The 14,379-nt window shown below is 66.9% G+C and carries 12 protein-coding genes; 8 read left to right on the top strand and 4 right to left on the bottom strand.

The annotated features are described in order from the left end of the window. Window positions 1-105 precede the first annotated feature (105 nt). Window positions 106-483 carry a UrcA family protein gene (locus ACW9TV_RS03710; protein WP_494304513.1) on the top strand — a complete coding sequence of 126 codons (378 nt, stop codon included), beginning with the start codon at window positions 106-108 and terminating at the stop codon, window positions 481-483. An 84-nt stretch (window positions 484-567) separates the two neighbouring features. Here the strand turns inward: ACW9TV_RS03710 and ACW9TV_RS03705 are convergent, their stop codons facing one another. Beyond that, a complete protein-coding gene (locus tag ACW9TV_RS03705) occupies window positions 568-1,320 on the bottom strand; it encodes a LytR/AlgR family response regulator transcription factor (RefSeq protein WP_494304512.1) in 753 nt (250 codons plus the stop codon). A gap of 56 nt (window positions 1,321-1,376) precedes the next feature. Continuing rightward, window positions 1,377-2,528, bottom strand: a complete 1,152-nt coding sequence (locus tag ACW9TV_RS03700; RefSeq protein ID WP_494304511.1) for a sensor histidine kinase — start codon at window positions 2,526-2,528, stop codon at window positions 1,377-1,379. A gap of 165 nt (window positions 2,529-2,693) precedes the next feature. On the opposite strand from ACW9TV_RS03700, the gene ACW9TV_RS03695 reads away from it, so the two are divergent. Both ACW9TV_RS03695 and ACW9TV_RS03690 read left to right on the top strand, forming a co-directional pair. Next, window positions 2,694-3,464 carry an inositol monophosphatase family protein gene (locus tag ACW9TV_RS03695; RefSeq protein WP_494304510.1) on the top strand — a complete coding sequence of 257 codons (771 nt, stop codon included), beginning with the start codon at window positions 2,694-2,696 and terminating at the stop codon, window positions 3,462-3,464. Between the two features lie 79 nt (window positions 3,465-3,543). Beyond that, a complete protein-coding gene (locus ACW9TV_RS03690; RefSeq protein WP_494304509.1) occupies window positions 3,544-4,995 on the top strand; it encodes a coniferyl aldehyde dehydrogenase in 1,452 nt (483 codons plus the stop codon). Between the two features lie 33 nt (window positions 4,996-5,028). On the opposite strand, the gene ACW9TV_RS03685 is transcribed toward ACW9TV_RS03690, so the two are convergent. Continuing rightward, window positions 5,029-5,427 carry a hypothetical protein gene (locus tag ACW9TV_RS03685; protein WP_494304508.1) on the bottom strand — a complete coding sequence of 133 codons (399 nt, stop codon included), beginning with the start codon at window positions 5,425-5,427 and terminating at the stop codon, window positions 5,029-5,031. Beyond that, window positions 5,424-7,118 (bottom strand): class I adenylate-forming enzyme family protein, encoded by a 1,695-nt coding sequence (locus ACW9TV_RS03680; RefSeq protein WP_494304507.1) that lies wholly within the window; start codon window positions 7,116-7,118, stop codon window positions 5,424-5,426. Before ACW9TV_RS03680 ends, ACW9TV_RS03685 begins: the two co-directional genes overlap by 4 nt. A gap of 78 nt (window positions 7,119-7,196) precedes the next feature. Here ACW9TV_RS03680 and polA point away from each other — a divergent pair, with 78 nt between their 5' ends. The 5 genes from polA to pnp all read left to right on the top strand — a co-directional run bounded on the left by polA (window position 7,197) and on the right by pnp (window position 14,331). After that, on the top strand, window positions 7,197-9,992 hold the full coding sequence (gene polA / locus ACW9TV_RS03675) for a DNA polymerase I (RefSeq protein ID WP_494304506.1): 2,796 nt from the start codon (window positions 7,197-7,199) through the stop codon (window positions 9,990-9,992). Continuing rightward, complete coding sequence (locus ACW9TV_RS03670) at window positions 9,989-10,684, top strand: YbaY family lipoprotein (protein ID WP_494304505.1); 696 nt, start codon at window positions 9,989-9,991, stop codon at window positions 10,682-10,684. The genes polA and ACW9TV_RS03670 overlap by 4 nt, the downstream gene beginning before the upstream one ends. Next, window positions 10,681-11,574, top strand: coding sequence for a tRNA pseudouridine(55) synthase TruB (truB, locus tag ACW9TV_RS03665; protein ID WP_494304504.1), 894 nt, complete (start codon window positions 10,681-10,683; stop codon window positions 11,572-11,574). Before ACW9TV_RS03670 ends, truB begins: the two co-directional genes overlap by 4 nt. A gap of 10 nt (window positions 11,575-11,584) precedes the next feature. Further along, entirely contained in the window at window positions 11,585-11,854 is a 270-nt protein-coding gene (gene rpsO, locus ACW9TV_RS03660; protein ID WP_494304503.1) for a 30S ribosomal protein S15, read from the top strand. 176 nt (window positions 11,855-12,030) lie between these two features. After that, window positions 12,031-14,331 (top strand): polyribonucleotide nucleotidyltransferase, encoded by a 2,301-nt coding sequence (gene pnp, locus ACW9TV_RS03655; protein WP_494304502.1) that lies wholly within the window; start codon window positions 12,031-12,033, stop codon window positions 14,329-14,331. Window positions 14,332-14,379: the final 48 nt, after the last annotated feature.

The raw sequence follows: 14,379 nt of genomic DNA, 5'->3' as shown, positions 1-14,379 counted from the left end.
AACGACAGCGGGAACGGCCTCCGCCAGAAGGGACACATGGTGCTGCCGGGGACGGACAACCCCTCTCGACCGGCTCCGGCAGCATCCCCCAACAGGAGACCCCCGATGTTCGCCAAGTCCAATTCCCGCACCATCATGCCGCTGGCCCTTCTGGCCGCCGTCGCCATGACCTGCCTGCAAGGCGCCGTCTTCGCCGGCACAGTTCCCCTTGAAGCCAACGGCAGGATGGAAACCATCTCCGTCACCGGCCTCAATCTCGCCAGCCCGGATGTCCAGGCCCAGCTCGACGCCCGCATCCAGCGCGCCGTCCGCAGCGTCTGCGCCCCGGCCGACTATCGCGATCTGCGCGCCATGGCCGAGCGGCCGGCCTGCGAAAAGGCGGCCCGCGCCTCGGCCGATGCCCGGCGCAACGTGCTGGTCGCCCGCGCCCAGAGCGAACAACTCGCCGCAAGCGCGGTGCAGCGCGAAGCGACCGCCGACTGATTTCCTGCGCCAGGATCCGGTCAGTCCCAACTGGCCCGCCCTCCACAAGGGGCGGGCCACTTCCTGTTGCGGCCGCCCGGCCACTCAGCCGCGTGTCACGCTCGCACGCACGCTCGCCAGATAGGTCCGGCCGATCCGCAGCTGCTGCCCGCCCAATAGCTCCGCAGTCCAGTTGCCCTGGCCGTCATGCGCCAGCCGAACGATCCGGTCGCGCCGAACGATTGTCGATCGGTGCAGGCGGATGAACTGGGCCGGATCCAGCCGCGCCTCCAGCGCCCCGATCGTCTCGTGGATCAGCCAGCTGCGCCCGCCCGCATGCAGCCGCATGTAATCGCGCTCGGCCTCGATCCGCTCGATGTCCGCCACGGCCACCCGGGCAAGCTCGCCCCGGTTCGGCACCCAGAATTCCTGGGCATAGCGCGCCGCTGCCGCCGGCTGCCCGGAATCGGGGGGGGCGTCCGTCGCCAGCCGCAACCGCTCGGCCACGCGCGCCACGGCTTTCGCCAGCCGCTCCGGGGCCACGGGCTTCAGCAGATAATCCACCGCCGCCGCATCGAAGGCCGCCACGGCGAACTGGTCGAACGCGGTCACGAACACCACCGCCGGCGCCTTGGCGCGCCCCTCCAGCACATTTGCGACATCCAGCCCCGTCATGCCGGGCATGGCGATGTCCAGGAACAGCAGATCGGGATCCAGCGCCTCGATCATCCGAAGCGCCGCCTCCCCATCGGCGGCGGTGCCCACCAGCTGCAGCCCCTCCACACGTGCGCAAAGGATCTGCAGCCGCTCCACGGCCAGGGGTTCATCGTCGACGATCAGGGTCTTCAGCAGGGCCATGCGCGGCAGGATTGCCCCGGCCGCGACGGTTCCGCAAGCGCTTGTCCGGCGCGCCTTCAGGCCCGCTGCAGGGGCAGCGTCAGCCGGACCAGCCAGCCCCCCGCCGAAGGGCGACCCGAAACGCAGTCGGCCGCGTCGCCATAGGCGGCCTTCAGCCGCGCCTCCACATTGGCAAGCCCCACGCCACACCCGGCCTCGGCCGCCGTGGGCGAAGCTTCGCCGTCGTCGCGCACCCACAGCTCAAGCCTGTCGCCCACCTGGTCGGCCGCGATCGTCACCGTCACGGGGCGCTGGCTGCGCGACACGCCATATTTGATCGCATTTTCCACAAGCGGCTGCAGGATCAGCGCCGGCACCAGCGCATCCTCCAGCGCTTTCGGCACCGCCACCTTCACGATCAGCCGCTTCGGAAAGCGCACCTTCTCGATATCCAGATACAGAAGCTGCAGCCGCACTTCTTCCGACAAAGGCACATTCTCGCTCGCCTCCCGCGTCAACGAGGCGCGAAAGAAGGTGGACAGGTTCAGGATCATCTGCTCCGCCTCCTCCCCACGCGCCCGCATCACGAGCGAGCTCAGCGAATTCAGCGTATTGAACAGGAAATGCGGGTTCACCTGATAGCGCAGCGCCTTCAGTTCCGCCGCCTGTGCCGCCTGCCGCAGTTCCGCCGCCTCGCGCTCCACCCGCCGCACCTTGGCCGCATAGGACAGCGCCACCCACATCACCGCCCAGGTTGCGATGAAGAAATACCATTCCGTCGCGGTGGAGGAGATCAGCAAGACGGGATCCAGCCGCTCACCCGGGCCCGCCTTCCCCATTTCCAGCTCGATATGCTCGGCGATCGGAAAACCATAGAAGGCGATGTAGTTCACCGTCGCATAGGCGAACGCCAGCGGCACCGAAGCCGCGAACGCGATGGTCAGCAGCTTGCCCGTCCGCGCATCGTCGAAACGCCTGAGCAGGCCATAGAGCAGCCCCGTCAGGCCCATCGCCGCCAGCGTCACGATGGCGCGGCGAATCAGCATCTCGTCCTGTGCGGGCAGGTGGTTGATCAGCGCCCGTGCCGTCGCCAGCGTGAAATAGACAAGCCAGAAGCCGACGATCGACAGAAGGGCCATGCGGCCGGAAGGTTCGCCGTCACGCCGGGGCCCGGCGCCGGAATCGGCGTGCGGATCCGCCTTCGACAAGGGCCTGAAGGGCTGGTTCATGCGTGCAACCCTACTGAAACATCGGCCGCGGCGCGACGCCCTTTGTCGATCCCGCCCCGTCGTTCGTCGAAGCGGTTCATTGACTGTTAACCTTCCGACGCCCCTTTGCGGGCCGCCACGAAGCCGCTAGCGCTGCGCGATGCGCCCCCGCCTACAGGCCCCCGAATGACGATCGAAGCCGACATCATCCTGATCCAGCGCCTTGCCTCGGCCGCGGATCGTGCGATCGCCCCGTATTTCCGGGCGCAGAACGCCGTCGAGCAGAAGGCAGATCTGTCGCCGGTCACCGCCGCAGACCGGGCCGCGGAATCGACGATCCGCGCCATCCTCGCCTCGGACAGGCCAACGGACGGCATCTACGGCGAGGAATATGGGATCAGCCACGGCCAGTCCGGCCGGATGTGGATTATCGATCCGATCGACGGCACGCGCGGCTTCGTCGCCGGCCGCCCCCTCTTCGGCACCCTCATCGCCCTGGTGGAAGATGGCCGCCCCGTGCTCGGCATCATATCGGCCGGCGCCGCCGGAGACCGGTGGCTCGGCTGCACCGTGGGCCAGCCCCGCGCCGTCCTCAACGGCCGGCCAATCCGGGCCCGCCCCTGCGCCAGCCTGGCGCAGGCCCGCGCCGGCTCCACCCACCCGATGGCCTTCTCCGCCGCCGGCCACGCCGCCTTCCAGCGTGTCGGCCGGTCCGTGGCCGACATGCTCTTCGGCGGCGATTGCCACAATTACGGCCTCCTCGCCGCCGGTCAGCTCGATCTGGTGATGGAAGAAAATCTGAAGCCCTACGACTGGGCCGCCCTGGTTCCGGTGATCGAGGGGGCCGGCGGCATCATCACCGACTGGCACGGCCGCCCCCTCACGCTCGGCAGCGAAGGCCATGTTCTGGCGGCCGGCGATGTTCGCGTTCACGCGCAGGCGCTTGAACGGATCTAGCCGCTCTTCACTGACAGGTTTCCGCAGCACGCCTCAGCCTCTATTCTCCCGCCAAAAGGGACAAGAGGGACCTTCACACATGACCATCGCCGCAGACGCCATCGCCCGCGACACCGCCGCCATGCAGGCCCTGCTGGAACGCCAGCGCGCCGCCTTCACCGCGGAACTTCCCGTCGGCGCCGCCATCCGCAAGGACAGGCTCCAGCGCGCCCTGAAGCTCGTGCTGGAACACAAGGACGGCTTCGTGAAGGCGCTCAGCGACGATTTCGGCCACCGGTCCTCGGAAATGTCGCTCGTCACCGACATCATGGCCTCGGTGAAGCCGCTGAAGCACAGCCTGAAGCATGTCGACGAATGGATGCGCCCGGAACGACGCAAGCTCGATTTCCCGCTGGGCCTCCTCGGCGCGAAGGCAGAGGTCCAGTGGCAGCCCAAGGGCGTCGTCGGCATCATCTCGCCCTGGAACTTCCCGGTGAACCTCACGTTCGCGCCGCTGGCCAACATCCTCGCAGCCGGCAACCGGGCGATGATCAAGCCTTCCGAATTCACCCCCGCCACGTCCGAACTGATGGCGAAGGCCATCGCCCAGTATTTCGACGAAACCGAAGTCGCGGTCGTCGTGGGTGGGCCGGAAATCGGCAAGGCCTTCTCCGAACTGGCCTTCGATCATGTGATCTTCACCGGCGCCACCTCGGTCGCGCGCCATGTGATGGCGGCCGCGGCGAAGAATCTCGTCCCCCTCACGCTGGAACTGGGCGGCAAGTCGCCCACCATCCTCTCCCGGTCCGCCGATGTCGCGGCCTCCACCGAACGCGTCGCCATGGGCAAGCTGATGAACGCCGGGCAGATCTGCCTCGCGCCCGACTACATGCTTGTCCCGCAGGAAAAGGAGGCCGAGGTGGTCGAGGGGCTGAAGGCCGCCACCGCGAAGATGTATCCCTCGCTCCTCGCCAACGACGACTACACCTCCGTCATCTCCCGTCGCCACAGAGACAGGCTTCAGGCGCACATCGACGACGCACGCGCCAAGGGTGCCGAAATCGTCGAGGTGAACCCCGCGAACGAGGATTTCTCGAAGCAGAACACCAACAAAATGCCGCTCACCCTCATCCGCAACCCGACGGACGAGATGACCGTGATGCAGGAGGAAATCTTCGGCCCCGTCCTCCCCATCAAGAGCTACAAGTCCATCGAGGAAGCGATCGACTATGTGAACCGCCGCGACCGTCCGCTGGGCCTCTACTGGTTCGGCACCGACGGCGCAGAGGAAAAGACCGTGCTGGACCGCACCATTTCCGGCGGCGTCACCGTGAACGACGTGATCTTCCACGTCTCCGCCGAAGATCTGCCGTTCGGCGGCATCGGCCCGGCGGGTATGGGCAATTACCACGGCCACGACGGCTTCAAGGAATTCAGCCACCCCAAGAGCGTGTATCGCCAGCCGAAGATCGATCTCGCCGGACTGGCGGGCTTCAAGCCGCCTTACGGCGAAAAGACCCGCAAGGCCCTGGCGCGCGAACTGAAGGGCTGAAGCCAGATGCCGGGCGGCGCGCGGCGGCATCCGTCACGTCGCGGCCACGCGCAGCCGGATTCCGATCGCGGCGCCATTCCCCTTCGCCCACTCGGGGCCATCCTCCAGGGCCATGTCCGCGCGCCAGCCCTCGCCCCCCAGCACGGGCCGGGCGTCGATGTTTCCGGCGGCCGTCTCGATCAGCCGGATCGCGGCCAGCTGGCTTTCCGCTTCTCCCTTCAGGATCAGCTGGAACACCCAGGACAGCGTCGCCGTCTGGTCCGCCACATGCCGCCCCGTCATCTTGGAAACGTCCGGCACCGGAAACATGGAATGGATCCGCATGCGCAGGCCCGGCCCCGGTCCCATGTCGCCGTCGCCCAGCTCCACGGGGGATTGCAACGCCTCCGCAAGCCGGTCCTTCAGCTGCGACAGGGCCTCCGCTGCGATCATGCGACCTCCTTCTTCAGTTCGTTCTTCAGGATCTTGCCATTGGCATTGCGCGGCAGGGGCTGATGCCGGACAAAGATTTCCACCGGCACCTTGAAGCGCGCAAGCCGTTCCGAAACAAAGGCCTGCAGCTCCGCCTCGCTCACCGTCATGTGCGGCTTCGTGCTCACGAAGGCCACGGGCTCCTCACCCAGCACATGGTGCGGCTTGCCCACCAGCGCCGCGTCCATCACGGCGGGGTGTTCGCACAGAACGCCTTCCACCTCCACGCAATAGATGTTCTCCCCGCCCCGGATCAGCATGTCCTTGGCGCGATCGACGATGGTGATGAAGCCCTCCGCGTCGATCCGGGCCAGATCCCCCGTCCGCACCCACCCGTCCGGGAAGGTCTCGGCCGTCGCCTCGGGCTTGTTCCAGTACCCCTTCACGATGTTGGGGCCGAAACCATAGAGTTCGCCCACCTCGTCCGGCCCCAGTACCTCGCCGTCAGGACCGCGCACCTGGGCGTCGCACACGGCGACGGGCGGGCCGCAGCTGTCGGGCCGGTTCAGATAATCCTCAGCCATGTGGTGGCTGAAGGTCGCACTGGTTTCCGTCATCCCCCAGCCGTTGCCGGGGGCGGATCCCGCGGCCCCGATCTGCCGCACCAGTTCCGGGGCGGACGGCGCGCCGCCGTAGGAAATGGTCTCCAGGCTCGAGATGTCGTACTTGTCCCGGTCCGGATGGGTCAGGATCTGCCAGGCGATGGTCGGCACGCCACCGGCAGAAGTGATCCGCTCCGCCTCGATCAGCCGCAGCGCGTCGCCCGCGTCGAACTTGCGCTGCATCACCAGTTTCGTGCCCGAAACCAGGCTGGGGTTCAGAACGGCGTGGCACCCCGTGGCGTGGAAGAAGGGCACGCTCAGCAGCGTCGCCTTCTGCGGCGCGGCCGGATCGGGCTGCGGCGGCGCCTCCCCCCGCCTCAGGAAGCTCCGTGCGAAGGAAAAGCCGCCAGACATGATGTTCGAACAGATGTTGCGCTGCGTCCCCAGCGCGCCCTTGGGCCGCCCGGTGGTGCCGCTGGTATAGAAGATGGTGGCGTCGTCATCCGGCTCCAGGAAGGGCGCCGGCGTTGGCAGGTCGGGAAGGGCGTGCCAGCCGTCCGGCGTCCCGATCACCGCTTCCAGCGATCCGTCGCCGCCCCGCGACACCAGCACATGGGCAAGGTCGGGAAGCACGCCCCTGTGCGGCGCGATCCGGTCCCAGCGCTCGCCGTCGGCCAGCAACAGCTTCGCGCCGGAATCCGACAGCCCATATTCCAGCTCCGCGCCCGTCCACCAGGCGTTCAGCGGGGTGACGATCGCCCCTACGAGCTGCCCGGCATAAAAGGCGACAGGCCATTCCGGCACGTTGCGCATCGCGATCGCGATCCTGTCCCCGGGCTTCACGCCCAAGGCCCTCATATGCTCAGCCAGCCGGATGGCCGCGCGGGCGAAGGCCTCGAACGTCACCCGCTCATCCTCATGCACCAGAAAGACGCGGCTCCCGTGCGCGCGCCCCAGCGCGAAGCAATGCTGCAAGGTCGGCGGCACATTCTTCCAGGTGCGCGTGGGCCGGCCGCGGATCGCAACCGTCTCCATCTCGAACGGGGCACCGGGCGCCGTCAGCAGCGCGGTCGCCTCCACAATCGACATCGACGGCCAGTGGTTGATCATCTGCAATCCTCCCGCAGCCTCAGAAGCAGGCCGCGCGCCCCCTCGCAATCCCCTGATTTGACGGCTACTGATCGGCCCATGGCGAAGCCCCCGCACCTTACCCTCATCGATGGCTCGGGCTTCATCTTCCGCGCCTACCATCGCCTGCCGCCGCTCACCGATCCCGAAGGCACGCCTGTCGGCGCGGTATTCGGCTTCACCTCGATGCTGTGGAACCTCATCGAAGCGGCGCGAAACTCGCCGGAGGATGATTATCTCGCCGTCATTCTCGATGCCGGGAAACACAGTTTCCGCAACGATCTCTACCCCGCCTACAAGGCGAACAGGCCAGATCCACCGGAAGATCTGGTGCCCCAGTTCCCGCTGATCCGCGATGCGGTCAACGCGCTCGGCGTCCCCTGCATCGAAAAGCCGATGTTCGAGGCGGACGACCTCATCGCCTCCTACGCCGAAGCCGCGCTGGCGGCAGGCATGACAGTCACGATCGTCAGCTCCGACAAGGATCTGATGCAGTTGATCCGGCCAGGGCTCACTCTGCTGGATACCATGCAGAACAAGCGCTTCTCGGATCCCGAGGTGCTGGAAAAGTGGGGCGTCCCCCCGTCCAGGCTCGCCGATGTCCTGGCCCTGATGGGCGACAGCGTGGACAATGTGCCCGGCGTGCCCGGCGTGGGCCCGAAGACGGCCGCCGATCTGGTGAACCAGTATGGCGACGTGGAAGCCGTTCTCGCCAACATCGACGCGATCAAGCGGCCGAAACTGCGCGAGAATCTGGAACGCCACGCGGAAGACGCGCGGCTGAGCCGGGTGCTGGTGGAGCTGAAGCGCGACCTGCCGCTGGAACCGCCGCTCGAATCGCTGAAGCTGGACCATCACGAGAATCCGGAACGTCTGGCCGCCTTTCTGGCAAAGCACGGCTTCCGCACGCTGCTGGCGAAGCTGGGCGAACTGGGGCGGACTGCTGCAACCACCATCGCCAGGCCGAAGGCGCAGGACGCGGATGAAGCGCCGGACGTGCCGTTCGATCTGGAGGCCTATGAAACGGTGACCACTAAGGACCGGCTGGCCTGGTGGATCGACGAGGCGCGGCGTCTGGGCAAGGTCTCGTTCGACACGGAGACAACCAGCCTCGATGCCATCTCGGCCGATCTCGTCGGCTTCTCGCTGGCGCTGGCGCCGGGCAAGGCCTGCTATGTGCCGCTCGCCCATGTCTCCGGAGAGGGACTCCTCGCGGAAAAGGTCGATCAGCTGTCCGTGGCACAGGCGCTGCCGCTGCTGAAGCCGCTGCTGGAGGATCCGGCGGTGCTGAAGATCGGGCAGAACCTGAAATACGACATGCTCGTGCTGGCCCGCCACGGCATCGCCATCACGCCATTCGACGACACCATGCTGCTGTCCTATGCGCTATCCGCAGGGCTGCACGGGCACGGCATGGACGAGCTTTCGGAGAAGCTGCTGGGCCACACCCCCATCAGCTTCAAGGATGTCGCGGGCAGCGGCAAGACGCAGCTGAGCTTCGCGGCAGTCCCGCTGGACAAGGCCACCCGCTATGCCGCCGAGGACGCGGACGTGACCTTCCGGCTGTGGCAGAAGCTGAAACCCCGGCTCTGGCGGGAAAAGGTGACGCGCACCTATGAATGGCAGGATCGGCCGCTGGTGCCGGTGCTGGCCCGGATGGAGCGGCACGGCGTGAAGGTGGACCGGGCCGAACTGGCCCGCATGTCCGCCGAATTCGCGGGCGAAATGGCGCGCCTTGAGGCAGAGGTGCACGGCATCGCCGGCCAGACCTTCGCCCTGGGCAGTCCCAAGCAGCTGGGCGAGATCCTGTTCGAAAAGCTGGGCCTGCCCGGCGGCAAGAAGGGCAAGACCGGGCAATATTCCACCGACGTGACAGAGCTCGAGCGGCTCGCCGCGCTGGATCTTCCCGGCACCGAACTTGCCCGCAAGCTGCTGGACTGGCGGCAGGTTTCCAAGCTGCGGTCCACCTACACCGAAGCGCTGCAACAGCAGATCAACCCGGAAACCGGGCGCGTCCACACCAGCTTCTCCATGGCGGTCGCGGCAACGGGCCGGCTGGCCTCCACCGATCCCAACCTGCAGAACATCCCGATCCGCACCGAAATGGGCCGCCGCATCCGCGATGCCTTCGTCGCGGAACCCGGCAACGTCATCCTGTCCGCCGATTACAACCAGATCGAACTGAGGCTGATGGCCCACATCGCCGACGTGCCCGAACTGAAGGAAGCCTATGCCACCGGCCAGGACATCCACGCCCTGACCGCGCGGCAGATCTTCGGCCTCGCGCCCGACGCTCCGGTCGACCGCGACCTGCGCGGCCGCGCCAAGACCATCAACTTCTCCATCATCTACGGCATCTCCGCCTTCGGCCTGGCCCAGCGGCTGGGAATCAGTCGCCCGGAAGCCGCCGATTTCATCGAACGCTATCTCGATCGCTATCACGGCATCCGCCGCTACATGGCGGAAACGGTCGCGAAGGTGCGCGAGGACGCCTTCGTCACCACCCTCTACGGCCGCCGGATCCATGTGCCGGGCATCCGCTCGAAGGTGCAGTCCGAACGGGCGGGTGCCGAGCGCGCCGCGATCAACGCCCCCGTTCAGGGCACGGCGGCGGACATCATCAAGCGCGCCATGATCCGCATGGAAGCCGCCCTTCAGGACGCCGGCTTGACGGGCACGCGCATGCTGCTTCAGGTGCATGATGAACTGGTGTTCGAAGTCCCCGAATCGGAAGTCGAAGTCGCATCCGGGATCATCCGCACCGTCATGGAATCCGCGGCCGGGCCAGCCCTCGAACTCAGCGTCCCGCTGGGGGTCGAAGTCGGCACCGGCGCAAACTGGGGAGCAGCCCATTGAAGCACGCACTCGCCGCCCTGGCAGCCTTCGGCCTTGCCGGCTGCGCCACCACCGCCACCTCGCAGCCCGCGCAGCAGGCGCCGGTCCTGCCGCTTGCCAATGCCGCAAGCTACATCTGCAACGATGGCCATCTGGTCACCACGGATCGGGATCAGCCCGCCGGCATCCTGCGCGTCGTGCGGGGCGGTGAAACCCATGTGCTGCAGGAACAGGTCGGCTACACGCCGCCGCGCTTCGTGCAGAATTCCGTTCGCGTCGACCTGGGCGAGGAAACGGCCACCATCACGCTCGGCGTCACGCGCAAGTCGCCCGTCGTCGCCAGTTGCGCCCGCGTTCCCGCCGAACCCGTCGCCGGCACGGTCTGGGGCACGCTGACAAAACTGGACCGCATGGCCCTGCGCGAAGGAACGCGCGCCAAGGTGCTGCTGGTGGATGCCGCCCGCGCGGATGCACCTGCCATCGAGCTCGGCTCCACGCTGATCACCACGGCCGGCAACCAGGTGCCGCTGCACTTCCTCATCCGCTACGATCCGGCCCGCGTCGCGCCGCCCGCCAGTCCGCGTCTGCAGGCGCGGATCGAAACCGCCGCCGGCGAACTGATGTACATAACCGACACGGCGAACATGATCCCCACCGACGGCCCCGCCCCTTCGCCCATCGAGCTGATGCTGGTCCGCACCGGCCGGCAATGACGGGCCTTCACGGCTGGCTGGTGGTCGACAAGCCGGTCGGCCCCAGCAGCGCGCAGGTCGTGGGCAAGCTGAAATGGGCGCTGAAATCGGGCGGCCATGGCAAAGTGAAGATCGGTCATGGCGGCACGCTTGACCCGCTGGCGTCGGGCGTGCTGCCCATCGCCCTTGGCGAGGCGACGAAACTGTCCGGCTATCTGCTGAACGGGCCCAAGGCCTATCGCTTCACCATCTCGTTCGGCACCGCCACCAGCACGGATGATGCGGAAGGCGATGTGGTGGCGCAAAGCCCCGCCCGCCCAACGGCAGAGGCGATCCGCGCGGTCCTGCCGCACTTCACCGGCGCCATCCGCCAGCGCCCGCCCGCCTATTCCGCCCTGAAGGTGGACGGGGAGCGCGCCTATGCGCGGGCCCGCGCCGGCGAATCGGTCGAGCTCGAAGCGCGCGACCTTTTCATCCACGCCCTGTCTCTGGTGGAAAGCGGGCCCGACAGCGCCACCCTTGATGTCCGCTGTTCCAAGGGCACCTATGTCCGCAGCCTCGGGCGGGATATCGCGGAAGCCCTTGGCACGGTGGGCCATGTCAGCCTGCTGCGCCGCACGGCCGCCGGCCCGTTCACGCTGGATCAGGCCCTCAGCCTAGACAAATGCGTGGAACTCGTGCATGGGCCCGCGCCTGAACAGGCCCTTTTGCCGCTGACTGCCGGACTGGACGACATCCCGGCCCTGGCAGTCGACCCCAGCGAAGCCGCTGCCCTGAAACAGGGCAAACGCTTGGATGGGCCCCGCGTGAAGCCCGGCCAATATCTCGCCACCGACGGGTCTGTTCCGGTGGCGCTGGTCGCGGTTTCCGAACATGACGTTCGCGTCGTGCGGGGATTCAACCTGACGTAGGAGATCCACGATGTCGATCACTGTCGACCGCAAGGCTGCGGTCATCGCCGAAAACGCCCGCGCCAGCGGGGATACGGGCAGCCCGGAAGTCCAGGTCGCCATCCTCACGGAGCGGATCCAGAATCTGACCGAGCACTTCAAGACCCACGCAAAGGACAATCACTCCCGCCGCGGTCTTCTGATGCTCGTGAACAAGCGTCGCTCGCTTCTCGATTATCTGAAGCGCAAGGACGAAGCCCGCTACCAGGCGCTGATCGCCAAGCTGGGTCTCCGCAAGTAACCGGAAAGGGCGCCCCCAAAGGGCGCCCTTCTCCTTAACCGGCCCCCTCCGACCGGCCCGGCGTATCCGGGAACCTGGCGCGAACAGCGCCGCCTCGCATCCGAGGCAACCGAGGCATTCCGCCTCATGTCCGAACTGCCTCTGGCAATGGGTCAGAGGCTTGAGAAAGCACACTGATGTTCAACATTGCCAAGCAATCCATCGAATGGGGCGGCCGCACGCTGACCCTTGAAACCGGCCGCGTAGCCCGTCAGGCTGACGGCGCCGTTCTCGCCACCTATGGCGAAACCGTGGTGCTGTGCGCCGTCACGGCCGCCAAGTCGGTGAAGGAAGGCCAGGATTTCTTCCCCCTGACCGTCCATTACCAGGAAAAATTCTCGGCCGCCGGCCGCATCCCCGGCGGCTTCTTCAAGCGCGAACGTGGCGCGACGGAGCATGAAACGCTCACCAGCCGCCTGATCGACCGCCCCGTCCGCCCGCTGTTCCCGGAAGGTTTCTACAACGAAATCAACGTGATCGCGCAGGTCCTCAGCTATGATGGCGAAAACGAAGCCGACATCGTCGCGATGATCGCCGCATCCGCAGCCCTCACGCTGTCCGGCGTGCCCTTCATGGGCCCGATCGGCGGCGCCCGCGTCGGCTTCAAGGACGGCGAATACCAGCTGAACCCCTCGAAGGAGCAGCTGAAGGAAGGTCGCCTCGATCTCGTCGTCGCCGGCACGAACGATGCCGTGATGATGGTCGAATCCGAAGCGAAGGAACTCTCCGAAGACGAGATGCTGGGCGCCGTCATGTTCGCCCACCGCTCGATCCAGCCGGTGATCAAGGCGATCATCGCGCTCGCCGAAAAGGCCGCGAAGGATCCGTGGGATCTCAAGATCTCCGACGATGCCGCCATCCTCAAGAAGCTGAAGGCCGAAGTCGGCGCCGACATCGACGCCGCCTACCGCATGCTCGGCAAGACCGAACGCCGCGAAGCGCTGGAAGTCGCCAAGGCCAAGGCCAAGGCGCTCTTCGCGGACGAGGACGGCCAGACCCAGATGAAGGCCATCAAGACCTTCAAGAAGCTGGAAGCCGACATCGTGCGCGGCGCCATCCTGAAGGAAGGCCGCCGCATCGACGGCCGCGACCTGAAGACCGTCCGCCCGATCCTGGGCGAAGTGGGCTTCCTGCCGCGCACCCATGGCTCCGCCCTCTTCACCCGCGGCGAAACCCAGGCGATCGTCACCACCACGCTCGGCACGGCCGATGCGGAACAGATGATCGACGGTCTCGACGGCCTGAAGTACGAGCGCTTCATGCTGCACTACAACTTCCCGCCCTACTCGGTCGGTGAAGTGGGCCGCTTCGGGGCCCCCGGCCGCCGTGAAATCGGCCATGGCAAGCTCGCCTGGCGCGCCATCCACCCGATGCTGCCCGCGAAAGAGGAGTTCCCCTACACCATCCGCCTGCTGTCCGACATCACCGAGTCCAACGGCTCGTCCTCGATGGCGACGGTCTGCGGCGGATCGCTCGCCCTCATGGACGCCGGCGTTCCGCTGAAGCGCCCGGTGGCCGGCATCGCCATGGGCCTGATCCTGGAAGGCAAGGACTTCGCCGTCCTGTCCGACATCCTGGGGGATGAAGATCACCTCGGCGACATGGACTTCAAGGTGGCCGGCACGTCGGAAGGCATCACCAGCCTGCAGATGGACATCAAGATCGCCGGCATCACCGAAGAGATCATGAAGGTCGCACTCGCCCAGGCGAAGGACGGTCGCACGCATATCCTCGGTGAAATGGCCAAGGCCATCACCGAAACCCGCACCGAAATGTCGGCCCACGCCCCGCGCATCGAAACGATGAGCGTGCCGAAGGACAAGATCCGCGACATCATCGGCACCGGCGGCAAGGTGATCCGCGAGATCGTCGCCACCACCGGCGCCAAGGTGGACATCGAGGACGACGGCACGGTGAAGATCGCGTCGTCCGATCTCGACAAGATCGAAGCCGCCCGCCAGTGGATCATCGGCATCATCGCCGAACCGGAAATCGGCAAGATCTACACCGGCAAGGTCGTCGGCATGCCGGAATTCGGCGCCTTCGTGAACTTCCTGGGCGCCAAGGACGGCCTCGTCCACATCTCGGAAATCAAGAACGAGCGCGTGCAGAAGGTCTCCGACGTCCTCACCGAAGGCCAGCAGGTCAAGGTGAAGGTGATCGGCGTCGACGATCGCGGCAAGGTGAAGCTCTCCATGCGCCTCGTCGATCAGGAAACGGGCGAGGAACTGCCCGACACGCGCCCCGCGCGCGAACCGCGTGAAGGCGGCGAGCGCTCCGACCGCGGTCCCCGCCGGGATGGCGACCGCGGCCCCCGTCGCGAAGGCGATCGCGGCCCCCGCCGGGATGGCGGCCGGGATCGCGGCCCCCGCCGGGAACGCTCGGAACCGGAAGGCGACAGCCCGCTGCCGTCCTTCCTGACCGGCAACGACGACTGATCCGGAAAGGGGGCCGAAAGGCCCCCTTTTCACATCCGGTCCGAAGGG

The organism is Sandaracinobacter sp. T42, from assembly GCF_059115405.1.
The sequence above is the reverse complement of the archived record's forward strand: the minus strand, read 5'-3'. Positions and strand labels throughout refer to the sequence as shown.